Origin of the sequence: Bauldia litoralis, assembly GCF_900104485.1 — a bacterium.
Lineage (GTDB): Bacteria > Pseudomonadota > Alphaproteobacteria > Rhizobiales > Kaistiaceae > Bauldia > Bauldia litoralis.
In genome coordinates this window covers 96,435-120,501 of sequence record NZ_FMXQ01000012.1, presented here as the reverse complement: position 1 = coordinate 120,501, position 24,067 = coordinate 96,435, and the positions used below count along the sequence as shown (strand labels likewise).

General features: G+C 68.5%; 18 protein-coding genes. 9 read left to right on the top strand and 9 right to left on the bottom strand.

What is annotated here, in order from left to right:
- Positions 1–67 precede the first annotated feature (67 nt).
- The gene (locus tag BLT60_RS22385) at positions 68–550 is read left to right on the top strand and encodes an MmcB family DNA repair protein (RefSeq protein WP_090880616.1); all 483 of its coding nucleotides are present in this window, start codon (positions 68–70) and stop codon (positions 548–550) included.
- A gap of 22 nt (positions 551–572) precedes the next feature.
- Here the strand turns inward: BLT60_RS22385 and BLT60_RS22380 are convergent, their stop codons facing one another.
- Positions 573–1,118 (bottom strand): ActR/PrrA/RegA family redox response regulator transcription factor, encoded by a 546-nt coding sequence (locus BLT60_RS22380; protein ID WP_090880614.1) that lies wholly within the window; start codon positions 1,116–1,118, stop codon positions 573–575.
- A gap of 56 nt (positions 1,119–1,174) precedes the next feature.
- Entirely contained in the window at positions 1,175–2,545 is a 1,371-nt protein-coding gene (locus BLT60_RS22375; protein WP_090880612.1) for an ActS/PrrB/RegB family redox-sensitive histidine kinase, read from the bottom strand.
- Between the two features lie 124 nt (positions 2,546–2,669).
- On the opposite strand from BLT60_RS22375, the gene phaZ reads away from it, so the two are divergent.
- From phaZ to BLT60_RS22360, 3 genes are all read left to right on the top strand, one after another.
- Entirely contained in the window at positions 2,670–4,196 is a 1,527-nt protein-coding gene (gene phaZ, locus BLT60_RS22370) for a polyhydroxyalkanoate depolymerase (protein WP_090880609.1), read from the top strand.
- Between the two features lie 94 nt (positions 4,197–4,290).
- Positions 4,291–4,716 (top strand): DUF2852 domain-containing protein, encoded by a 426-nt coding sequence (locus tag BLT60_RS22365; RefSeq protein ID WP_090880606.1) that lies wholly within the window; start codon positions 4,291–4,293, stop codon positions 4,714–4,716.
- A gap of 160 nt (positions 4,717–4,876) precedes the next feature.
- A complete protein-coding gene (locus tag BLT60_RS22360; RefSeq protein ID WP_090880603.1) occupies positions 4,877–5,668 on the top strand; it encodes a M48 family metallopeptidase in 792 nt (263 codons plus the stop codon).
- 126 nt (positions 5,669–5,794) lie between these two features.
- Here BLT60_RS22360 and BLT60_RS22355 read toward each other — a convergent pair whose 3' ends face one another.
- Positions 5,795–6,736, bottom strand: a complete 942-nt coding sequence (locus BLT60_RS22355; protein WP_090880601.1) for an aldo/keto reductase — start codon at positions 6,734–6,736, stop codon at positions 5,795–5,797.
- A 118-nt stretch (positions 6,737–6,854) separates the two neighbouring features.
- Between BLT60_RS22355 and BLT60_RS22350 the strand changes: the two genes are divergently transcribed.
- The 5 genes from BLT60_RS22350 to BLT60_RS22330 are packed head-to-tail and all read left to right on the top strand — an operon-like array spanning position 6,855 to position 11,860.
- Positions 6,855–7,529, top strand: coding sequence for a phosphoribosylanthranilate isomerase (locus BLT60_RS22350; RefSeq protein ID WP_090880599.1), 675 nt, complete (start codon positions 6,855–6,857; stop codon positions 7,527–7,529).
- Positions 7,526–8,743, top strand: coding sequence for a tryptophan synthase subunit beta (trpB, locus tag BLT60_RS22345; protein WP_090880596.1), 1,218 nt, complete (start codon positions 7,526–7,528; stop codon positions 8,741–8,743). The genes BLT60_RS22350 and trpB overlap by 4 nt, the downstream gene beginning before the upstream one ends.
- Complete coding sequence (trpA, locus tag BLT60_RS22340; RefSeq protein ID WP_090880593.1) at positions 8,740–9,579, top strand: tryptophan synthase subunit alpha; 840 nt, start codon at positions 8,740–8,742, stop codon at positions 9,577–9,579. Before trpB ends, trpA begins: the two co-directional genes overlap by 4 nt.
- Before the next feature lie 14 nt (positions 9,580–9,593).
- A complete protein-coding gene (gene accD, locus BLT60_RS22335; protein ID WP_090880589.1) occupies positions 9,594–10,529 on the top strand; it encodes an acetyl-CoA carboxylase, carboxyltransferase subunit beta in 936 nt (311 codons plus the stop codon).
- 11 nt (positions 10,530–10,540) lie between these two features.
- Positions 10,541–11,860: a bifunctional folylpolyglutamate synthase/dihydrofolate synthase gene (locus BLT60_RS22330; protein WP_090880586.1), complete on the top strand. Its 1,320-nt coding sequence runs from the start codon at positions 10,541–10,543 to the stop codon at positions 11,858–11,860.
- A 70-nt stretch (positions 11,861–11,930) separates the two neighbouring features.
- Here the strand turns inward: BLT60_RS22330 and trxA are convergent, their stop codons facing one another.
- From trxA to BLT60_RS22300, 6 genes are all read right to left on the bottom strand, one after another.
- Positions 11,931–12,251, bottom strand: coding sequence for a thioredoxin (trxA, locus tag BLT60_RS22325; RefSeq protein WP_090880583.1), 321 nt, complete (start codon positions 12,249–12,251; stop codon positions 11,931–11,933).
- A gap of 112 nt (positions 12,252–12,363) precedes the next feature.
- A complete protein-coding gene (gene addA, locus BLT60_RS22320; RefSeq protein ID WP_210185664.1) occupies positions 12,364–15,849 on the bottom strand; it encodes a double-strand break repair helicase AddA in 3,486 nt (1,161 codons plus the stop codon).
- Positions 15,825–19,022 (bottom strand): double-strand break repair protein AddB, encoded by a 3,198-nt coding sequence (gene addB / locus BLT60_RS22315; protein WP_090880577.1) that lies wholly within the window; start codon positions 19,020–19,022, stop codon positions 15,825–15,827. Before addB ends, addA begins: the two co-directional genes overlap by 25 nt.
- Before the next feature lie 7 nt (positions 19,023–19,029).
- Positions 19,030–19,731: a nucleotidyltransferase family protein gene (locus BLT60_RS22310; RefSeq protein ID WP_090880574.1), complete on the bottom strand. Its 702-nt coding sequence runs from the start codon at positions 19,729–19,731 to the stop codon at positions 19,030–19,032.
- 49 nt (positions 19,732–19,780) lie between these two features.
- Positions 19,781–21,274, bottom strand: a complete 1,494-nt coding sequence (tsaE, locus tag BLT60_RS22305; protein WP_090880571.1) for a tRNA (adenosine(37)-N6)-threonylcarbamoyltransferase complex ATPase subunit type 1 TsaE — start codon at positions 21,272–21,274, stop codon at positions 19,781–19,783.
- Positions 21,275–21,287: 13 nt separating this feature from the next.
- Complete coding sequence (locus tag BLT60_RS22300) at positions 21,288–23,780, bottom strand: sensor histidine kinase (RefSeq protein WP_244521391.1); 2,493 nt, start codon at positions 23,778–23,780, stop codon at positions 21,288–21,290.
- Positions 23,781–24,067: the final 287 nt, after the last annotated feature.

Here is a 24,067-nt window from a genome sequence, read left to right as displayed (position 1 = left end):
CCGCTTGCTCGCACTGCTGCCACTCAGGGCTTCCAATCCCCGGCGTGCCTGTGCCACCTTTGTTCCCATGTTGAACGATCTCAGCCGAGTCGCGCCGCCGGTGGACGGACGCCAGTCGGAACGCGCTTTGGCTGTCCAGCGCGGCGTCGGCCGGCTGCTGCGCGCCCGCGGCTTCGCGGTGGTGGCGGAGCTGCCGCTCGCCACCGGCCGTCGCGCGGATGTCGTCGGCCTCGGGCCAGCCGGCGACCTGTGGATCGTCGAGATCAAGTCGTCGGTCGAGGATTTCCGTACCGACCATAAATGGCCTGACTATCGGCTGTCCTGCGACCGCCTGTTCTTCGCCACCCATGCCGACGTTCCGCTCGACATCTTTCCCGAGGACGCCGGCATGATCCTCGCCGACGGCTATGGCGCGGAACTGTTGCGCGAGGCGCCGGAACACCGGCTGGTGGCGGCGACCCGCAAGGCGATGCTGGTCCGCTTCGCCCAGGCGGCCGCCCACCGTCTGCACGGACTTGTCGATCCGGAAGCGGCGCGGCTGGCCTTCTAGGTCTGTCTGTCCGGAGAGGCGCCTAGCGCGGGGCGCGCTTGGCGAGGATGCGCTGCAGCGTGCGACGGTGCATGTTGAGCCGGCGGGCTGTCTCCGAGACATTGCGGTCGCAGAGTTCGTAGACCCGCTGGATATGTTCCCAGCGCACCCGGTCGGCCGACATCGGGTTTTCCGGCGGTTCTGCCTTCTCCAAGGGGTCGCGGGTCAGCGCCAGGTGTACGTCGTCGGCGTCGGCCGGCTTGGCCAGGTAGTCGAAGGCGCCGAGCTTCACCGCCGTTACCGCGGTGGCGATGTTGCCATAGCCGGTCAGCACGACGATCCGCGAATCGGGACGGCGCTTGCGGATCAACGCGACCACGTCGAGGCCGTTGCCATCGTCCAGCCGCATGTCGACCACCGCGTAGGAGGGTGGGGTGCTTTCGACCTTGCGCAGCCCGTCGGCGACGCTGTCGGCGGTGTCGACCTCGTAGCCACGGGTTTCCATGGCTCGGGCCAGACGCTGCAGGAAGGGTTTGTCGTCGTCGACGATCAGCAGTGACATATCACCATTCTCTTTGGGTTCGGGCATTGGGCGCCGTCCTCGCTCCCTTGCGAAATAGTGTCGCACTGCGTGTTTTTGAAGGGTTATAGGGGCTCGTTTTCGGATCGCCAAGCCGGCGCCTGTGCTTGTGAACCGCTTTCCTCCGGCTCGGCGTCGAAGAGCCGGCGCGGCCAGCTCACCTTGACGATCGCACCGCTATCCGGCCGTTCGCGGTTTCCCATCGTCAATCGGGCGCCCGTGCGCTCCAGGATCGTCTTGGCGATGAACAGTCCGAGGCCCAGTCCGCCTGCCTCGTGGTCGGCGCGGTCGTCGGCGGTCCGGCCGCGCGTTGTCACATAGGGTTCGCCGATGCGCTCCAGAATGCCCGGCGCGAATCCGGGTCCGTCATCGGCGATGGTGACGGTCACGCTCGTCTGGTCCCATTCGGTGCCGATGGTCACCTCCTCGCGAGCGAAATCGACCGCATTCTCGATCAGGTTGGCCAGCCCCTGGATGATCGCCGGGTTGCGCCGTCCCGTCGGTTCGGCTCCCGCGCCGATGGGCTCCGCCACGGCGATCGCGACCGCGAATTCCCGGTACGGCTCGGCCAGTTCCTCGATCAGGTGGGACAGCGGCTGGCGGGTATGGGGATGATCCAGTTCGCTGGAGAGCGAGGTCAGCTTGGTGAGGATGTCACGGCAGCGCTGCGCCTGGCTCTTGAGCAGGGCGAAATCCTCGGCATGCGGGCTGTCGGGCGGCAATTCCCGCTCCAGTTCCTTGGCGACCAGGGCGATGGTCGCCAGTGGCGTGCCGAGTTCGTGGGCCGCTGCCGCCGCCAGGCCGTCCAGGGCACTGAGATGATGCTCGCGCGCCAGCACCATCTCGGTCGCGTTCAGGGCCCGCGCCAGCTGCCGGGCTTCCTCGGTGACCCGGAAGGCATAGGTGCCGGTGAAGGCGCAGGCCGAGACCAGCGCAAACCACACGCCGACCGAATAGATCAGTGGAATCGTCAGTCGCTCGCCCGGATACCATGGCAGCGGCAGGTGCTCGATGACGAGAATGGATGCCGTCGCAACCACCAGCAGGCCGAGCAGCATGGTCGGTCGCGGCGCCAGCGTTGTCGCCGAGACGATGACCGGGACCAGCAGCAGGATGGCGAAGGGGTTGTCGAGCCCCCCTGTCAGGAAGAGCAGGCCGCCGAGCTGGAGCACGTCGTAAGCGAGTAGCCAGAACGCGGCGCCGCCGCGCAACCGCAGGCTTGCCGGGTAGCGTAGCCCCAACGCTATGTTCAGCGCCGCCGAAAGGCCGACCAGGCTGAGACAGAACACCATCGGCAGCGGAAAGCCGAGGCCGAATCGCACCACGAAGACGGCCACGGTCTGGCCGACCACCGCCAGCCAGCGCAGCCGGACGAGCGTCTCGAGGCGCAGGCTGTGGCCGGTCAGGTCACTGGCCGTGAGGGGCAGATCCGACATGGTTTTCCAGGTTCAGCGGCGCGCCGCCAACCAACCTTTTCCTTGCTTCGACACCTAACCTGGCCATATCTTGTGCAGTGCAGCAACGAACTGGCCGCATGGGAGACCACCGCGGAAGGGGTCCATGACTTTGCCTTATTACCATCTTTACGAAATGAACCACGCCGCATTGAGCCCGTTGCGGGCCGCCGCGGACGCAGCGCGACTGTATTTCAGGAATCCCCTCAACCCGCTCAGCCACACCCCCTGGGGCCGCAACGTCGCCGCAGGCGCGGAACTGTTCGAGCGGACGACCCGGCGCTACGCCAAGCCCGAGTTCGGTATCCCCTCGACCCTGGTGCGTGGCCAGCGCGTTCCGGTCCAGGAGCGGGTGGTCTGGAATCGCCCCTTCTGCAACCTCCTCCATTTCGAGAAGCATGGCGTCCGCAATGGCGTCGACCAGCCCAAGCTGCTGATCGTCGCGCCGATGTCGGGCCACTATGCGACCCTGCTGCGCGGCACGGTCGAGACCATGCTGCCCGATCACGATGTCTACATCACCGACTGGATCGACGCCCGGATGGTACCGCTCGCCGACGGTGACTTCGACCTCGACGACTATGTCGACTACCTGATCTCGATGCTCCACTACCTCGGTCCGGACGCCCATATCATGGCGGTCTGCCAGCCGTCCGTGCCGGTGCTGGCGGCGGTGTCCGTGATGGAGGGCCGCGGCGACAAGTACCTGCCGGCGACGATGACCCTGATGGGCGGCCCGATCGATACGCGCATCAGCCCGACTGCGGTCAACACGCTCGCCCATGCCCATGACCTCGAATGGTTCGAGCGCAACGTCATCATGAAGGTGCCGTTCCCGCACCCCGGTTTCATGCGCGACGTCTATCCCGGCTTCCTCCAGATCTCCGGCTTCCTCGGCATGAATCTCGACCGCCATGTCGAGGCGCATCGGGACTTCTTCCGTCACCTCGTCGAGGGCGACGGCGATTCCGCCGAGAAGCATCGCGACTTCTACGACGAATACCTCGCCGTGATGGACCTGACCGCCGAGTTCTATCTGCAGACCGTCGATACCGTCTTCATCCGGCACGCCCTGCCGGAAGGCACGATGGAGCACCGCGGCGAGCCTGTCCGGCCGTCGGCGATCCGCTCTGTCGCGCTCTTTACGGTCGAAGGCGAGAATGACGATATCTCCGGCGTCGGCCAGACCAGGGCCGCGCACGATCTCTGCACCTCGATCCCGGACGAGCGCCGCGCGCACTATCTCCAGCCCAAGGTCGGCCACTACGGCGTCTTCAACGGCTCGCGATTCCGCTCCGAGATCGCGCCGCGCATCGCCGATTTCATCGCCACCCATCGCACCGCCGGCCACGGCCCCAATGGCGTGAGCGCCCCGAAGACCACCCCGGCGAAACCGGTCGGGAAAACCGGGAAGGAAGCGGCGGCGCCCGCCGATCGCTTGCAGGACATTTCAGGCATCGGCCCGAAGATCGAGGAACTGCTCAATGGCGAAGGCATCACGACCTTCGCGGAGATCGCGGCGCTGAAGGCGGCGGACGTGCGCAAGCTGGAGGAGAAACTCTCCTTCCCCGGACGGATCGCGCGCGAGAAATGGATCGCCCAGGCCAGGGCGCTGGTGAAGCAGCACGCCTGATCGGCGCAACCGCCGGCTGAGACGCCGGTCCGATTTTTCTTGAATCGGACCGTCACCGTCACCACCTCAAGCCCGTCAGCAACAGGGGAGAGTGATGGTCAATTCCTATGCCCTGCGTCCGGCCTGGACGCCGCTTACCATCTTCCTGATGGTCCTCGGTTTCATCGTCTTCTGGCCGCTTGGCCTGGCGATGCTTGCCTACATCATCTGGGGCGATCGCATGCCCGAGGTGAAGCAGCATTTCGAGGGTGTGAAGCGCAACTTCAAGTCGGAGTTCCGGGGTTGCAGCGGCCGCGCCCGCGGTTATGCGCGCACCGGCAACGCCGCATTCGACGAGTACCGCACCCAGGAGCTGAAGCGTCTCGAGGAAGAGCGCCGCAAGCTCGAGGAGGAACGTCGCGAGTTCGAGTCGTTCATGCACAACCTCCGCCGGGCGCGCGACCAGGAAGAGTTCGACCGCTTCATGCACGATCGCGAGACCGCGCGGAAAAACGGCGACGACAAGACGATCGATCTCTGATCACGGGACCGATGCGAAAATGCCGACGGCGGGGTCATGCCCCGCCGTTTTGATTCCGGCCTCCGGCTCGCGACAATTTTCGAGGATTCCGGCTTTCGCCCAAATCGCGCAGAATGATCGGAGCTGATTGATTCGGTTTCCCTGGGTGTCCCGTCCGCCAATGGCCTTCTTCGAGCGCAAACCGCCGACTGCCCGCGCCACGCATTTCGATCTCGCGACGGAGCGCGGCGTCGTCGCCATTTCGCTGCGCCGTCACCCGCGCGCCCGCAACTACACGCTGCGGGTCGGCAGCCCGGCCGGTGCGCCGGTGCTGACCATGCCGGTGCGCGGCTCCCTCGCCGAAGCCCGCGCCTTTCTCGATCGCAATGCCGGCTGGCTGATCAACCAGATGGGCCGGCTGCCCGAGGCCCGCCCGATCGTCGATGGTGCCACCATCCCGCTGCGCGCCGTGCCGCACCTGATCCGCCACCTGCCGCACCGTCGCGGCACCGTAACGCCGCTGGCCAGCAGCGAGGGGCCGGTGCTGCTGGTCGCAGGCCGCGAGGAGCATCTCCGCCGCCGGGTGATCGATTACCTGAAGAAGGAGGCGCGCCGCGATCTCGAACGCGCCGTCGCCCGCCACGCGATGATGCTCGGTGTCCGCGTCTCGGCGATCCGGCTGCGCGACCAGACCAGCCGCTGGGGCTCCTGTTCAAGCACCGGCACGCTGTCCTTCTCGTGGCGGCTGGTGATGGCACCGCCCTTCGTCCTCGATTATCTCGCCGCCCACGAGGTGGCCCATCTCCACGAGATGAACCACGGTCCCCGCTTCTGGCACCTGGTCGAGTCGGTTTGCCCGGAGACCAAGCAGGCCCGCGCCTGGCTCAACCGGGACGGCCTGCACCTTCACGCCATCGGCGCCGAGAGCCCGCTCGCCGCCGCCCCGACCGAGGACGACCTGGCGACCGCCTGACGGCCAGTGGGAGGCAAAGGCCCTGACCCACACGAGCCTCATCGCCCATGTCCCACGCCCCACGCCGCCATCCTGAGGTGCGCCGCGAAGCGTCGCCTCGAAGGACGCACCGGCCGTCCGGCCGGTTCAGACCTTGGTGATCCGGTCCACTTCGGCCATCTCTTCCATCGTCAGTTTCCAGCCGAGGGCGTTGACGTTGGCTTCGAGCTGTTCGGGCTTCGTCGCCCCGGTGATGATCGAGACCACCTGCGGCCGCTGCGCCAGCCAGTTGAGCGCCAGTTCGAGCAGCGTATGGCCGCGCTCCTCGGCAAAGGCGGTCAGTTTCTCGACGGTTTCCTGCCGGGCCGGGCCGAAGAAGCGGTTGGCGCTCTGTTCGTTGGCGCTCAGCCGGGCCCCATCGGGCATCGGCTGGTCGCGCCGGTACTTGCCGGTCAACGCGCCGGCTGCCAGCGGGTAATAGGGAATGAGCCCGAGCCGGTGGGTTTCGAGCACCGGCAGCAGGACGCTCTCGATGCCGCGGGAAAGCAGGCTGTAGTCGTCCTGGGTCGCCACGAAACCGCTGATCCCGATCCGCTTTGCCGTATCGACCGCGTCGGAGACTTCGCCCGCCGAATAGTTCGACCCCGCCAGATAGCGGACCTTGCCGGCCTGGATCGCCTCCTCCAGCGCCCGCAGCGTTTCCTCGATCGGCGTGCCGGGGTCGGGCTCGTGCATGTAGAGCAGGTCGATGCGGTCGGTGCGAAGACGCTTGAGCGAGCCCTCGATCGCCGCGGCGACATAGTCGCGCGATCCGCGATTCTTCGGCGGATTGTCGCTCATCGGCTTGCCGATCTTGGTGGCCAGCACCGCCTCGTCGCGACGGCCTTCGAGGCATTCGCCGATGAAGGCCTCCGAGTTGCCCCGGCCGCCGTAGATGTCGGCGGTATCGATATGGGTGATGCCGAGTTCGAGCGCCTTGTCGATCACCTTGCGGGTCGCGGCCAGGTCGATCCGACCGCCGAAATTGTTGCAGCCGAGGCCGAGCAGCGAGAGGTGCAGGTCGGACGGACCGAGCGCGCGGGTTTCCATGGTTTTGAGGTCCTTCGGGCTGGGCTTTGGGGCAGGAGAGGGCAAGGGTCTAGGCTGGCCGGACAACGCCCCCGATGTCAATTGGACTCTAACCGGCTTTCATGCCAAATCCTCGCTCATGAGCCTGATTGTCAAGATTTGCGGCCTGTCGAGCCGCGAGACGCTGGATGACGCGATCGATGCCGGTGCCGACATGGTCGGCCTGGTCTTCTTCGGCCGCAGCCCCCGTTTCGTGCGGATGGAGGACGCTGCCGCGCTGGCCGACCACGCGCGTGGCCGAGCGGAGATCGTCGCCTTGACCGTCGATCTCGACGATTCCGAGATTTCCGCGATTGTCGAGCGGGTCCGGCCGGACTGGCTGCAGCTTCATGGCGCCGAGCCCGTCGGTCGCGTTGCCGCGATCCGCAAGCGCTTTCCGCAGAAGGTGATGAAAGCGCTGGGCATCCGCTCACCGGACGATCTGGCCGCGGTGGACGACTACGCGTCGGTGGCCGATTGCATCCTGCTCGACGCCAAGCCGCCGGCCGGCAGCGACCGCCCGGGCGGCAACGGCGCGTCCTTCGACTGGACGATGCTCGAAGGCTTTCGGCCGCGCGTCGACTGGATGCTCTCCGGCGGCCTCGATCCCGACAATGTCGGCGAGGCCCTGCGCATCAGCCACGCTCCCGGTGTCGATGTCTCGTCTGGAGTGGAGAGCGCGCCGGGCCGCAAGGACGCAGACAGGATCCGCGCCTTCATCGCGGCGGCCCGCAATGCCGACAGTGTGTCGGCGGCAACAAGGAAAGCATCATGACTGCCTTGCCCAACACCATGCGCGGAGGCCCTGACGACCGCGGCTTCTTCGGGCTCTATGGCGGTCGATTCGTTGCCGAAACGCTGATGCCGCTGATCCTTGAGCTCGAGACCGCCTACGAGGCGGCCAAGGCCGACCCGGACTATCGGGCGGAGCTCGACAACCTCAACACCCACTACGCCGGCCGGCCGAGCCCTCTCTATTTCGCCGAGCGGCTGACCGCGGAACTCGGTGGCGCGAAGATCTACTTCAAGCGCGACGAGCTCAATCACACCGGCAGCCACAAGATCAACAACTGCCTCGGTCAGATTCTGCTCGCCCGCCGCATGGGCAAGACCCGCATTATCGCCGAGACCGGTGCCGGCCAGCATGGCGTCGCTACCGCCACTGTCGCCGCGCGCTTCGGCCTGCCCTGCGTCGTCTACATGGGCAAGACCGACGTCGAGCGGCAGAAGCCCAACGTATTCCGCATGAAGCTGCTCGGCGCCGAGATCGTCCCCGTCACCGCCGGCGCAGGCACCCTCAAGGACGCAATGAACGAGGCGCTGCGCGACTGGGTGACCAATGTCGAGGACACCTATTACCTGATCGGCACCGCCGCCGGGCCGCACCCCTATCCGGCGATGGTCCGCGACTTCCAGTCGGTGATCGGCGCCGAGGCGCGTGAGCAGATGATGGCGATGGAAGGCCGGCTGCCCGACGCGCTGGTCGCCTGTATCGGCGGCGGCTCCAATGCCATCGGCCTGTTCCATCCCTTCCTCGATGACAAGGATGTGGCGATCTACGGCGTAGAGGCCGGCGGCCACGGCCTTGACGTCGAGAACGGCCATGCCTCGTCGATGAGCGGCGGCAGGCCGGGCGTCCTCCACGGCAACCGCACCTACCTCCTGCAGGACGACGACGGCCAGATCCTCGAAGGTCACTCGATCTCGGCCGGGCTCGATTACCCGGGCGTCGGCCCGGAGCATTCCTGGCTGCGCGACACCGGCCGCGTCACCTATGTACCCGCCACCGACAAGGAGGCGCTCGACGCCTTCGAGATGCTGACCCGGCTGGAAGGCATCATCCCGGCGCTGGAGCCGGCCCATGCGCTCGCCTATGTCACGAAGCTCGCCCCGACGATGGACAAGGATCAGATCATCCTGATGAATCTCTGTGGCCGCGGCGACAAGGACGTCTTCACCGTCGCCACCGCGCTGGGGATGGACATATGACCTCCCGCATCGATCGCCGTTTTGCCGCCACCGCGGCCGAGGGCCGGCCGGCGCTGGTCACCTTCCTGATGGCCGGCGATCCGGACCCCGAGACGTCGCTCGGCATCGTCAAGGCGTTGCCGGCCGCCGGTGCCGACCTGATCGAACTCGGCATGCCGTTTTCCGATCCGATGGCCGACGGCCCGGCGATCCAGGTCGCTGGCCAGCGGGCGCTGCGCGCCGGCCAGACGATGAAGAAGACGCTGGCGCTGGTCCGTGCCTTCCGCGAGGAGGATGGCGAAACGCCGATCATCCTGATGGGCTACTACAATCCGATCTATTCCTGGGGCAACGAGGCGTTCCTCGACGACGCCAGGGCCGCCGGCGTCGACGGCCTGATCATCGTCGACCTGCCGCCGGAGGCCGATGACGAACTCTGCATCCCGGCGATGGAGCGCGGCATCAACTTCATCCGCCTCGCCGCGCCGACCACCGACGACCGTCGCCTGCCGACGGTGCTCGCCAATACCTCGGGTTTTGTCTACTACGTCTCGATCCTCGGGGTGACCGGCTCCGCCGCCCCCGATACGGCAAAAGTCGCCGAGGCGGTGACAAGGATCAAGCGGCACACCATATTACCCGTTGCGGTCGGTTTCGGCGTCCGGACCGCCGAGCAGGCGGCGGCGATCGGCCGGACCGCGGATGGCGTGGTTGTCGGCTCGGCGCTGGTCAATGCCGTGCGGGACAGCCTCGACGCTTCCGGTGGCGCCACGGAAAGGACTATTCCTGCGGTAACCGCGCTGGTTGCCGATCTCGCGGCCGGGGTTCGCGCCGCGCGGGCCGAAGCGGCCGAGTAAGGAAGAGACAGAAATTGAGCTGGATCAGCAACGTCGTCCGCCCGAAGATCAGGAACCTCCTCGCCAAGCGCGAGGTGCCGGAGAATCTCTGGATCAAGTGTCCCGAGACCGGCGAGATGGTCTTCCACCGCGACCTGGAAGCCAATCATTTCGTCGTTCCCGGCTCCGGCTATCACATGCGGATGACCGGCCGTCAGCGGTTCGAGCATTTCTTCGATCAGGCCACCTGGGAATCGATCCCGACGCCGGATGTGCCGCTCGATCCCCTCAAGTTCCGCGACGAGCGTAGGTATACCGACCGTCTCAAGGATGCCCGGGCCAAGACCAGCATGACCGACGCCGTCCTGGTCGGCGCCGGCGCCGTCGATTCCGTTCCCGTCGTCTCGGCGGTTCAGGACTTCAACTTCATGGGCGGCTCCCTCGGCATGGCCGCAGGCGAGGCGGTGGTGACCGCGCTGCTGACTGCCAAGGAGCGCCGGCTGCCCTTCGTCCTTTTCGCCGCGTCCGGTGGCGCACGCATGCAGGAGGGCATGCTCTCGCTGATGCAGTTGCCGCGCACGACCGTCGCCGTCGAGGCGTTCCGCGAGGAGAAGCTGCCCTACATCGTCGTCCTCACCAACCCGACGACCGGCGGCGTCACCGCCTCCTACGCGATGCTGGGCGACATTCACATCGCGGAGCCCGGCGCGTTGATCGGCTTCGCCGGGCCGCGGGTCATCGAACAGACCATTCGCGAGAAGCTGCCGGAGGGCTTCCAGCGGGCAGAGTATCTGCGCGAGCACGGCATGGTCGACATGGTTGTCCATCGTCACGAGTTGCGCGAGACGATTGCCCGTCTCTGCCGCGTGCTCGGCGCCGCGCCGGATCCCGAGCCCGAGATCCTCGAAGAGGTGACCGAGGACGAGCCGGCCGAGCGGCCGGCATCCGAAACGGAAACCGAAGCCGTCTAGCGGCCCATCCCATGGAACGTTCGCAGGCAATATTGGAGCGGCTGCTCCGGCTGCATCCGCGCGAGATCGACCTGTCGCTCGACCGGATCGAGCGGCTGATGCTCGAACTCGGCAGTCCCGACAGGCAACTGCCGCCGGTCATCCACGTCGCCGGCACCAATGGCAAGGGCTCGACCACCGCCTTCATGCGCGCCATGCTGGAAGCGGAGGGGCGCGGCGTCCATGTCTACACCTCGCCGCATCTGGTCAGTTTCCACGAGCGCATCCGCATCGCCGCCAAGGGTGGCGGCCGCTTCGTTGACGAGGACGCGCTTGCCGATACGCTGATCGAGGTGGAGCGCGTCAACGACGGCCGGCCGATCACCCATTTCGAGATCACCACCGCGGCGGCCATCGTGCTCTTCGCGCGCAATCCGGCCGACGTCGTCATCCTTGAGGTCGGCCTCGGCGGACGGCTCGACGCCACGAACATCATCACCGAGCCGCTGGCGACGGTGATTACGCCGGTCTCCGTCGATCACGAAAAATTCCTCGGCGACACCATCGAGCTGATCGCCGCCGAAAAGGCCGGCATCGTCAAGCAGGGCCGCCCGGTCATTGTCGCCCCCCAGGCGCAGGAGGCATTGGCGATTATCGAAGCCGAGGCGGCGCGGAAGCGCGCGCCGCTCTTCGTCGCCAACCAGGACTGGGTTGCCACGCCCGAGCGCGGTCGTCTCGTCTACCAGGATGAGGACGGCCTTCTCGACCTGCCGCAGCCCCGCCTTATCGGCCGTCACCAGTTCACCAATGCCGGAACCGCGATCGCGACGCTGCGCCGGTCCGGCCTCGGCGTCTCGACCGAAGCGATCGAACAGGGGCTCGCCGATGTCGAATGGCCGGCGCGTCTCCAACGGCTGACCGCCGGCGCGCTGGTCGAACGGGCGCCGGAGGAAGCCGAGATCTGGCTCGATGGCGGCCACAATCCCGGCGCCGGCATTGCGATCGCCGAGGCGATGGCCGACCTCGAGGAGCGGGTCCCGCGGCCGCTCTACCTTATTGCCGGCATGCTCAACACCAAGGACCCGCTGGGTTTCTTCCAGCCTTTCGCTGGCCTCGCCCGTCGCGTCTACACGGTGCCGGTGCCGTCGTCGCTGGCCGGCCGCGATCCGGTCGAACTGGCGGTGATCGCCAGCGAGGTCGACCTCGCCACCGAGCCGTCCGACAGCGTCGGTGACGCGCTCGACCGGATTGCCCGCGAGGAGACGACGCTCGGCCCGCCCCGTATCCTGATCTGCGGTTCGCTCTACCTGGCGGGGACGACGCTGGCCGAAAACGGCACGCCGCCGCGGTAAGTGCCTCTCAACCAAAGAAAAAGGCCGCACCCGAGGGCGCGGCCTTTGTCGTTTCGAATGCGCGGAAACGCTAGATCGACTGCGTGATCCAGTCCGACAGCTTCTGCTTCGGCACGGCGCCGACCTGCATCGCCGTCGGCTCGCCGCCCTTGAACAGGATCAGCGTCGGGATTGAGCGGACGCCGTAGCGCATCATGATGTCGGGATTCTCGTCGACATTGAGCTTGGCGATCTTGACCTTGCCGTCCATCTCGGCGGCGATCTCTTCAAGCGCCGGCGCGATGAAACGGCAGGGACCGCACCATTCCGCCCAGAAATCGACGACCACCGGCTCGGCGGAGCCAAGCACGTCCGAATCGAAATTGGCATCGGTCACTGCGACGGGAGCCATGAGAAACCTCGGTTTTTGGAGGAATGGGAACGTGGTGTCGATTGGAAGGTAGGTAGCGCCCGCAGCAGCGTCAAGCAGCGCGGCGGCGTTGCCGGGGTCGCAGGGGGGTGGGTCACGATTCCGTGGGGGCCAGCGATTTTGCAGCGGCGTCCAGCATCGGGGCAGGAATTTCCATCAGGGACGGCGCTTCGGTCCACAGGATCGCTGCGGCGAGGGTTTTCGTGGGATAAAGCCGTGTCAGGACAACGGCATAGAGCGCCAGCTGCATCACGTAATCGTGTGGAGCCTCGGTCGGCGGGGCGCCGGTCTTGTAGTCGACGATCAGCACCTTGTCGTCGCTGACCGCCAGCCGGTCGATGCGACCGGAGAGCCTGGCGCCGCTGAAGGTTCCGGCGATCTCGACCTCGGCCCGGCTGCCCGGTGCGAAGACCGGGGCGAAGTCCGAACGCTCAAGGATTGCAAGTACTTCGCCGAGTAGACCGGCCCGTTCCTCGGGGCTCCATGAGTCGGCCACAGCGTCGAGAAAACGTGCGCCGATGACGTGGCGATCGGCGGGATTTGCCTCGGGGAGGGACTGCAGGAGACGGTGGATCAGGCGTCCGCGCTCGGCCGCCCGATCGGACCCGCCCTCGGACCCGGAACGCCCCCTGGAACGGCGCGGAAGGGCCTCGGACGCCTCTGCGACGGCGGTGGACGGGGTGATGCGACGGATCGGGCGCGGCGCGGGCGGTGCCGGACGGCTGAGCCACGGAGGTGCAGGCGGCGCCAGCGTCATCGCCTCCTGTCTTCCCTTGGCCGGGATGACGCGCTCGGCCGGCGGCCGCCACTCGATCTCGACTTCGCCGTCGGCGAGCTCACGCCGCACCGACTCGGCCTCCAGCGCATCGCTAACCAGCGCATGCCAGCCACCGACGGTGTCGGTCGCCCGGGGCTTCAGCGTGCCGCAGATGTAGAGCCGGTCGCGGGCCCGGGTCATCGCCACATAGAGCAGCCGGCGATATTCTTCCTCCGCCTCCTCACGCAACGCATCGACACGCGCCCTGACCGGCGGCGGCATCGCCTTCGAACTGCGCATCCAGACCAGCGGATGGCCCTCGCCGTCGCGATCGTCGTCGAGCGACACGACGCGGGCATCGTGGTTCGGGTGGACCGGTTTGGCGCCGGTATCGACGAGGAAGACGATGTCGGCCTCGAGGCCCTTGGCGCCGTGGACGGTCATCACGCGGACTTCGTTGCGGATCGAATCGGTGTCGCGACGGACCTGGGTCTCCGACGCGTCGAGCCAGGCGAGGAAGCCCTGCAGCGACGGCGTATGCGCCTGCTCGTAGGCGAGCGCCTGGGAGAGGAATTCGTCGAGCACGTCCTCGGCCTCGGAGCCGAGGCGGCGAAGGAACTGCCGGCGGCCATGCGCCTCGCTGGCGAGAATCTCGCCGTAGAAGGCATAGGGATCGCGGAGGTCGGCCCGGGCCCGCCAGACGTCGATCTGGGCACGGGCCTCGGCGATCGCGCCGCCCTCGGCATCGGCGGCCGCGCCAAGGGCCGACCACAGCGTCTTGCTGCCTCGCTCATGGGCGATCCGGAAGAGCTGGTCCTCGTCGAGGCCGATCAGCGGACTCTTGAGCACCGCTGCCAGCGACAGGTCGTCCTCCGGCAGCAGCACGACCCGCCCGATGGCCATCAGGTCCATCACCGCGATGTGCTCGGTCAGCGTCATCCGGTCGGCGCCGGCGATCGCCACGCCACGGGTCTTGAGCGCCCGGTTGATGGCGTCGGTCTGGGCGCCGCGGGTGCGGGTGAGGATCAGGATGCTGCCCGGCCGGATCGGATCGCCGGTCGATTCCAGCCGTTCCTCGCGATGGAGCCAGCCGGTGACGGTACTGGCGATGCGATTGGCGAGCTTCACCTCGGGGCTCTCGTCGCCGAGGTGGTCGACCGGGCTCGTCCAGTCCTCCGGGTCCGGCTTTTCCGGTGGCTCGATCATCGGCCACAGGATCACCTGACCGGGGGCGTCCAGCCGCGCCGCGGTGTGGACGGTCGGCGTCGGTTCGCCGGCAAGGCCGCGATAGGCGGCTTCGCGCGAGAAGACCGCGTCGACCGCGGATAGCACCGCGTCGGTCGAGCGGAAGGAGAGGTGAAGCTCCGGGTCGGTCCAGGCGAAGCCGGCCTGCCGGGCGCGACCGCCGAATTCGCCGCGCATCCGCGAGAACCACGCCGGCACCGCGCCCTGGAAGGAATAGATCGACTGCTTCTCGTCGCCGACGGCGAAGAGGGTCCGGGTCTTTTCGCTGGCGCCTTGGCCCGCGAAGAATTCCTCGACCAGCGCCCGCACCACCTGCCACTGGCGCGGGCTGGTGTCCTGCGCCTCGTCGACAAGGATGTGGTCGAGGCCGCGATCGAGCTTGTAGTGGACCCAGCGCGAGGCGTCGGCGCGGGACAGCAGGTTGGCGGTCTTGGCGACCAGATCGTCGAAGTCGAGGACGCCGCGGGCGATCTTGATGCGATCGTATTCCTGGATCACCGCATCGGCGATGCGCAGCATGGCGGCGCTCGATTCGTAGCATTCCGCCGCCGATATCCGTTCGAGCAGCACGGCCAGCCGCTCGGCCTCCTCCTCGATGAATTCGGCCAGCCCCGGCCAGTCATTCTTGACCGCCTTGGTCACCAGGCTCGAGATGGCGCGCAACTTGCCGTCGCCGGTCCGCCAGAAGTCGAGATAGGCGGCGCAGCGTTCGGCGTCGGTGCTGGCAGAGACGATCGGCGCCAGACGCGCCGCCGCCTTCTGGTCGTTCGTGCCGCTGACGGCAAGCCGCGTCACCAGTTCGCCGAGTTCGGAGGCCAGCCGGCACTCGTCGAGGATCGCGGTGTGAAGGCCGCTGGCGGTGTCGGCCGGCCCGACGCCGAGCCTGTCCCGCAATTCGGCCAGCGCATCATCGAGCGAGCCGGCGCGAACGATCCAGGCGCGGACCTTGTCGCGCTTGTCGACGAATTCCTTGATCGCCAGTTCCTGGGCGAAGTCGCTGCCGGCGGCCAGCACGGCAGTGAGGGCCTGGCCAAGCGGGCCGTCGCGGTCCTCCGCCGCGCGGGCAAGCACCGTGCGCCGGGCAGTATCGGAAAAGACCTGCGCATCGCGTTCGTCGAGCACCTCGAAATGTCCGGCGACATTGGCCTCGAAGGGGAACTGGTGGAGGAGGCGTTCGCAGAAGGCGTGGATGGTCTGGATCTTCAGGCCGCCCGGGGTTTCGAGCGCCCGGGCGAAGAGACGACGGGCCTCGGCCAGCGTCGCCGCGTCGGGCCGCCGGCCCTCGACGCGGGTGATCTCGGTGGCGAGCTTCGTGTCCGGCAGCGTCGTCCATGCGCTCAGCCGGTCGAAGACCCGCTTGGCCATTTCCGCCGCCGCGGCGCGGGTGAAGGTCAGGCAGAGGATGCGGGACGGGTCGGTGCCGGCGAGCAGTAGCCGGATCACCCGCTGCGACAGGACGAAGGTCTTGCCGGCGCCGGCATTGGCCGACACCCAGGCCGAGGCGCGCGGATTGGAGGCGTCCGCCTGGGCCTTCTTCGTCGTGTCGTCGACGGTTACGGCTTTCGCGGTGGCAGCCAATCGATATCCTCGTCGCTTTCGACCAGCGCCCATTCGCGGACGCGGGCAAGATGGTCATAGGGGCTCTCGTAGCGGAGCTGGAACATCGGCCGCGCCCGGCTGGCATAGCCGCGGTCCGGATCGTCATAGGCGGCGACCAGCGCCTCGAGCCGGGCATGGGCCTCGGCCGCGACTTCGTCGGCGGTGAAGCCGTCCTCGACGGCGGAGCGGATCGGCTGGCCGCGCTCGACCTGGCCGAGCGCGATCCAGCCGAGGTTGGCGATCGACCGGGTACGGAAGGACGGCTTGCCGTCCTGGTCGAAAGCGCCGGCCTGGACCATTGCCGCCTCCAGCGCCAGCTGCGGCGCAAAACCGACGAGCACCTGCCGGGCCGACGGCGGCGTGCCGGTCTTGAAGTCGAGGATTTCGACCCCGCCATCCTTGCGCAGGTCGATGCGATCGGCGCGCCCGCGCAGGGCGAAGACGCCGGCCGGGGCGTCAATCTCCAGCCGGCCGTCTATTTCGGCCGAGCGCAGCTCGATGTCCGGGTCGCGCTTCGCCTCCCAATTGATGAGCCAGGTCGCGATGCCCTCGAACCGCGTCTTCCAGATCGCGTGGAGATCGGCAAATGCCTCGATCTCGGTCAGCGCCTGTTCGCCAAATTCGATGAGGCGCTTCCGCGCGGCGTCGTCGAAGGGCAGGCCGATCCAGGCTTGCGAGAAGTCGCCGATCGCCTCATGGATCAGCGACCCGCGCAGCGCATAGTCCGGCGCCTGGCCGAGCGGATCGAGCGGGTCGAGCCGGAGGACATGCTTGGCGTAGATCGCATAGGGATCGCGGACCAGCGTCTCGATCTCGGTGACCGACAGGCTGCGCGGCCGGTCGGCGATTGCCGGTTTCGGCTCCGGCTTCCTGATCGGCTGGGGCGGCTTGTCCCAGCGATCGACCTGGCGGGCGAGATCGACATAGAGCGCCCCCCGGCTGGTCATCCGCTCGCTCGCCGCCTTGCCGACCAGCGCGTCGAAACGCTGCAGCCATCGCGAGGCGACGGTGGGTGTGCCGCCGCGCTTCCCGGCGCGGGTGACCAGCACCCTCGGCGCGGCGAAGGCCTGCATGAAGTCGTGGGCGGCCTGTCCGATCCGCCGCTCCGGCGGCGGCAGGCCGATCTCGGCCCGCATCGCCCGCGACAGCCACGGGTCGGTGCGGGTCTCGGCCGGCCAGACCCCCTCGTCGAGGCCGCCAAGGATCAGCAGGTCCGCCGTCTGCAGCCGCGCCTCCAGCGTGCCCCAGATATGGATGCGCGGATCGGTTCCCGGCGGCCGGGTCACCGACACATCGGTCATCAGCGTGGCGAGGAAGGGCGGGAACTCCGCCGGCTTCATCGCCAGCGAAGGTCCGTCGATGAGCCCTTCGAGCAAGCGCGCCAGCGCCACGCCGCCTGGCCGATCGCGGAAGCCGTCGTCGGAGCCGGTGTGATCGGTCGTTGCCGCGGCGATCGCCTCGCGCAGCAGCATGGCAGCTTCGGGCGAGTCGAAAGGCGCATCCCCGGCGAAGGCGGCGCTGACCGGCCCGAGGATCGCGCCGAGCCTTTCGACCAGCCGGGCGGCAAGGTCCCAGTCGCCGGGGGCGAGGCGCTTTCGCGCCCGTGGCACGTGGCGTGCCGCGCCGCCGCCGGCCTCCTCGCGCGCCGCGGCCAGCGCGTCGGCGAGCCCGGCCAGGCCGCAATCGCCGCGTCGGCCGCGAAACACCGCGAGTTCGAGGATGCGGGCCGCCTTGCGGCATTCCGCCCGGCCCATGCCGAAGACGGCCGAGGGGTGCTTGAGTACCGCCAGCAGGGCGGCCGGGTCCGTGTCGGCGACCAGCGCCTCGCCGACGAGGCGGGCGAAGATTCCCTCCGGCAGGAGGTCGAGGCGGGCACCGGCGGAATCGTCGATGGCGAGGCCCCAGCGGCCGAGTTCGGCCGCGACCCGCCGGGCCAGCGTCCGGTCGGGCGTCACCAGCGCCACCCGCGCCTCGGGCTGTTCCACCGCCTCGCGAATGGCGATGGCGATGGCGACGGCCTCTTCCTGCTCGTTATGGGCGACGATCAGGCCGGCATCGGCGAGCGCGGCGTCGACGGCGCGGATGTCCGGGCCGGCGGCGCGGAACATCGCCCAGGTGTCGGTGGTCTCGGCCGGGCGGAGCGCCTCGGTGGCGAGGCGGGCGCGCAGGGCGAGCGCTTCCGGCACGTCGCCGAGCGGCGCAACATCCTCGCGGGTGATGCCGAGCGCGGCGATCAACTGCTTGAGGCCGAATTGCGGATGGCCGTAGGCGCGCGCCGGGGTATCGACGCCGCCGATCGCCGCGAAGCCGTCCGCGTCGAGGTCGCGGTCGAGCGCCGGCAGGACGACGGCGCCATTCGGCAGGTGGGCTATGGTCTTGAGCAGTTCGGCGGTCGCCGGGATCGAGCCGGTCGAGCCGGCGGCGATCACCGGGCCGCGCGCCGCCATGCGCTCGAGGCGCGCGGCCTCGGCGCGGATCAGGTGGTCGCGGCGCACCGCCGGATCGACGACGCCGTTCTCGGCGAGGTATTCGGGCCAGCGCTCGAAGGCGATCTTGAGGAAATCGAGGGTGATCTGGAAGTAGCCGGCGTGATCTTCCGGCGCCAGCTTCTGGATCTCGGCCCAGGGGTCGCGGCCGGCCCCGGCATCCGTGGCGGTCTCGACATCGTCCATCAGCCGGGCGAGGTCGCCGGCAAGCCGCGCCGCATCGGCCGCCGAGGCCGGGATCAGCAACTGCTCGCCCTCGTGGATATCGAGAAGCGAGGAATCGCCGCGGATCGCCCGTCCCCAGGCCAGCGTCAGCTGGGTCAGCGCCAGCTGGCGCGGCAGGCGGCCGATCGCCGGCGGCAGGGCGAGCCGGTCGGCGACGGTCTCGGCGCTGGGGTCGAGGAGGTGATCCTCCTCGCTGGCATCGCCGATCGGCCGGATATCGGGGAGGATCGCGGCGTCGGCGCCGAGCGTCTCGACCAGCCGCTCGCGCAGCGCGCGAACAGCGCGGCGGGTCGGCAGCAGGATGGTCGCATTGGCAAGGGCGAGGGGATCGTCGCGCGGCTCCGGCAACGGCGCGAGCCGGCCGGTCAGGAAGGCGTCGGCGAGGACATCGAGAAACGGGGCACCGGCCGGGATCGAGAAGACCTTGGGCGCGTCCCGCATGGCGGCCTCAGGCGGCGCTGTCGGCGATCATCATCTCCGCCTCGCCGATGGCTTCCGGCGTGCCGACATGCAGCCACAGCCCGTCCATCCGCACGCCGTAGAGGCGGCCGGTTTCGATCGCCCGGTCGAACAGGACGTTGAGCGAAAAGGGCACGTCGGGGCAGTCGTCGAAGAAGCGCGGATGGAGGATTGCCGCGCCGGAATAGACGAAGGGCGCGACATCGCGCTCCGGCCGGCGGCGGAGCGCGCCATTCGGGTCCATTCGGAAATCGCCGACGCCGTGATAGCCGACCGAGCGCACGGTGGGCGCCAGGAGGAGCAGGGCGTCCATCGCCATATCGTTCCAGCTCGCCGCCAGCCAGTGGAGGTTGGGGCGGGCGCCCTCGATCCAGAAGGAATCGGAATTGAGCAGGAAGAAGGGATCGGGGCCGATCAGGGGCAGCGCCTTGGCGATGCCGCCGCCGGTATCGAGAAGCTGCTCGCGCTCGTCGGAGATGACGGTCGCCGGGCCGGACGGACGGCGCCTCAGGTGAGCCTCAAGCAGGGAGGGGAGGTAATGGACGTTGACCACCGCCTCCTCGACGCCGGCCTTTTCCAGGGCGTCGAGGCCGTGGTCGATCAGGGCGCGGCCGCGGACCTCGATCAGCGGCTTCGGCACGGTGGCAGTGAGCGGGCGCATCCGCTTGCCTCGTCCCGCGGCGAGCATCATCGCCCGTTTCGGTCGCGTGAATGTCGGCAAGGCGGGCCTCTTCGGAACGTCAGGCGGACGGAGGAAGGTGCCTCCGGTACCACTGCGCGTAACCGGTCAGGGCCGGATGGGCAAGGCTCCGTTTGAGATATTCACGGAGTCTTGGAATATGCTGAAGATAACGCGGTTTTCCGGTGTGGTCGGCGAGCCGGGCAAAGGCGCCGAGGATCTTGGTGGCGCGCTGGGCGCCGAGAATCGCATAGACGGCGGCGAAAGCCTCGTCGTCGAAGCGCCCCTTGTCGGCCTGGCGGAGCGCGACATAGGCCGCGACCAGCGACGATTCGAGCGCCGGCGGGACGGTCACCCGCGCATCCTGGCAGAGCGAGACGACGTCATAGGCCACAGGCCCCGTCAGCATGTCCTGGAAATCGAGGATGCCGACGCGGGCGAGCCCCGCCCGGTCGGCCAGCCACAGGAGGTTGGGCGAGTGGTAGTCGAGGAGCACCCAGCTCGTCTCGGCCGCCGCGAGCTGGCCGGTAAGGTCGGCCCACAGGGCGGCGAAGTCTTGGCGCGCGGCGTCGGCGGCCGGGGCGCCGGTGACATGCGGGACATACCAGTCGAGGAAGAGGTCGAGCTCGGCGGCGAGCGCGTCGGCGGAATAGGCCGGCAGGCGATGGGTGCCGCCGTCGGGGGCGGGGAGCGTGTCGGGCCGCGCCTCGCCGTGGATCGTCGCGAGGACGCCGATCGCCGCATGGTAGCGCTCGGCCACCGGCTCGCCGTCGACCGCGATGCCAGTGCTGCCGAGGTCCTCGAGGACGAGCAGCCCGCCATCGAGATCGGCGCCGAGCACCGCCGGTGCCGAAAGGCCGGCGTCGCGCAGCGCCTCGTCGACGGCGACGAAGGCGCGGACGTCGCGCGCCCGGTAGGCGCCGCGGCGGTCGCCGGCGGCGGGGGCTTCGGCAGGGGGCCAGTCCATCAGGACCGCGTGTCGGTCGCCGGCGCGGATGCGCTCATAGGTCCGTGACGAGGCGTCGCCCTGCAGGTAGCGTCGGGCGGCGCCGGAGAATCCCGTGGTGTCGAGAAAGGCGCGGACATGGCGGCTATGGGCGATGCGCCGCTGCCAGTCGCCGCTCCCGGACAGCGTCGCCGCGCGGCCGTCACCGGCAATGGCGAAGGCGATGGTCAGGCGCGTCGGGGGCAACTCGTCCTCGGCCCGTTCCGGCCATTCGATCAGGGCGGCACCGGTCGCCAGCGCCTCCTCCAGCCCGAGTTCGTCGAGTTCCTCGGGACTGGAAAGCCGGTAGAGATCGAAATGGGTCACCGGCACCGGACCCGACGCGTAGCTCTGGGCCAGGGTGAAGGTCGGGCTCGGCACCTCGAGTTCGGCGTCGTCGGCCAGCGCCCGGATCAGCGCCCGGGCGAAGGTGGTCTTGCCGACGCCAAGCCCGCCGGAGAGCGCGATCACGTCGCCGGGCGCCAGGCAGGCCGCGATATCCTCGGCAAAGCGGGTGGTTGCCGTTTCGTCGGCGAGATCGAGGGTCAGCGGGAATCGGGTTGCAGCCATCGTGCCGCTGCGCTTATTCCGCCGCGGCGGCGATGCCGGGGCGGATGGGGAGGCGGCAGGTGACGCGGGAGCCCTTGCCTTCCTCGGACTGGATCTCGACCGTGCCGCCGTGCAGTTCGGCGAAGCTCTTGACGATGGCCAGCCCGAGCCCGGCACCGCCGCGGGCGGCGCCCTGCGGCTTGCTGGCGAAGCGGTCGAAGGCGGTGTCGAGGAAATCGGCCGGGATGCCCGGGCCCTGGTCGCTGACCGAGAAGGCGATGGTGTCGCCGTCGCGGCGCGCTTCGATCGCCACACGGCCGCCCTCCGGGGAGAACGCGATGGCATTGGCGAGGAGGTTGAACAGGATCTGGCGGACGCGGGTGCCGTCGGCGACGAAGGTGCCGATGTCCTTCGGCACGTCGGTTTCGACATGGAGGTTCGCGTCGGAGATGCGGTCCTTCACGCCCTCGATGGTGGCGGCGACGGCTTCGCCGACATCGACTTCGCCGAGATCGAGTTCCATGATCCCGGCATCGACCGTGGCGAGGTCGAGGATGTCGTTGACGATAGCCAGAAGAGCGCCGCTCGACGACATGACATAGCCGACATACTCGCTTTGCCGCTCGGTCAGCGGCCCGACCCGCGGATCGGCGAGAAGCTGGGTGAAGCCAATGATGTTGGTCAGCGGCGAGCGCAGTTCGTAGGAGACGTGGTGGATGAAGGCGTTCTTGATCGCGTCGGCGGTTTCCAGCGCCTCGTTGCGCTCGACCAGCGCCCGCTCGACCTGCACCGTATCGCTGACATCGACGAAGGTGACCATGGTCTGGCCGTCGGGCAGCGGCACCGAGGCATAGTCAATCACCCGGTTGCCGGCGCGCTCCATCCGTCCGGCGAAGCTCGACCGGCTCTCGTCCAGTCCGGCAACGCAGGCGGTGAAGCGGTTCCAGTCGCCGTCGTCGTCATCCGGCTGGCGGCAGGCGCGGACGATCTCCGCGACGTGCGGGCGCCCTTCGAGGACGGCCGGGTCGAGTTCGAGAATGGCGGCGAAGGAGGGGTTGTGCAGCCTCAGCCGGCCGTCCGAGCCGAACACCGCGACGCCTTCGGCGAGATGGTCGAGGGTTTCGCCCTGGACGTGGATCAGGGCGTTGTAGCGGCTTTCGAGATCGAGCCGCTCGGTGACATTCTCGTAGACCCAGGTCATGCCGCCCTGGGGATTGGGATTGGCGATCACCCGCAGCGTCTGGCCGTCCGGCAGGTGCCAGATATGCTCGCGCGTCTCCACCGACTGGTAGGCGGCGAACAGGTCGGTGCGCCACGACTTGAAGTCGGACTGTTCGGGCAGCTTGCGGGCGGCGCGCAGGTGGTCGAGCACCGCATTGTCGTCGGGCCGCGATTCGAGAAAAGCGGTATCGAGATCGAACAGGCTGCGATAGGCGGCATTGTAGGATTTCAGGCGCCGGTCGGGCCCGTAGATGGCGACCGCGGTCGCCAGCTGGTCGAGGGTGCGGGCGTTGAAGTCGATCTCGCGGCGAAGGGCCGCCTGGGCGGCCTCCGCCCCGCTGACATCGATGGCGATGCCGCCGCTGCCGTTCGGCGTATCGACGTCGGTGACATCGAAGATGCGGCGCGAGCCGGCGACGATGGCCGGCAGCCGCTTGAGGAAGACCGGCTCGGTCTTGTGGCCCTCGCGGATCATCTGCCGGCCGCTGCTGTCGAGGAGTTCGAGGCCGCGCTCGGCCGCGTCGGTCTCGTCGGCGGCTTCGACCGCGGCCGCATAGGCGGCGTTGACCCAGACCAGCCGGCCGGTCTCGTCGCGCAGCCAGATCGGCATCGGCGCGACCGAGAACATCGCGCGCATGGCCTCGACCTCGGCTTCGAGCAGGTCGTAGCGAGCTTCCAGGTCGGCGCGGGCGAGCCGGTCGCCGTCGAGATCGCGGAACCGGGCGACCGCGGCCGAGCCGATGGTATGGCCGCGCACCTCGATCAAGCGTCCGGCGACGGTGGCGATGGTCAGATCGAAGGGCTCGCCGCGCGCCCGCAACTGCGACACCGCCTGGTCGATCCGCGCCGCCGATTCCGGCTTCAGCCAGGTGCCGAAGGCGAGGAAGCGGGCGCGGTCGGTCGGCGCGCCGACATTGGCCGGCAAGGCGCCGGCGACAAGCGGCGCTTCGTCGTCCGTTGCCCAGGCGACGAGCTTCTCGTCCTTGGCGTCGATGAGGATTTCCGCCCGGTCGGCGGTTGCCTTGAGGTCCGCGACCTGCAGGCGGAGATCGGCATTCTCGGTCTCCGCCCGGTTTCGGGCGCGCATCAGGGCGATGGCGCTGATCACGGCGAAGCTGACCGTGCCGATCAGCATGACCAGCATGACAATGTCGAAGGCGGTGAGCCTCTCGACGGGGGCTTCCGGGGCGACAGCGGCAAATACGGGACTGGAGAGCAGGGCAGCGGAGGCGGTGGTGGCGAAGATGGCGGAGCGAAAACCGGCGCTGACCGCGACCGCCCTGCCGCCATATCCGTGCATGCGCATTGCCCCTTTCCGGCACGCTCCCCGCAGCACAAGAGGGATGCGCCCGTTCCGCGACGCGAGGCTGCCGACGCCCTCGCGAATCACTGCACTCTAACCGGTCGGCGAATCGCGTGTGAAGCGGTGGCGGCAGAAAAAGCTGCGATGGTGGTCAATCGCAACCGGGCCGGCCGTTCTGCCCGGCCGATCAACCGCCGCGCACTGCGTCTTCGCTTCAGGCGAGGGGAGCGGACTGCGGCGTGATGAGGGCGTGGTCCGGGGCGTCGGCCAACATGCCGGCCACGCGGTGC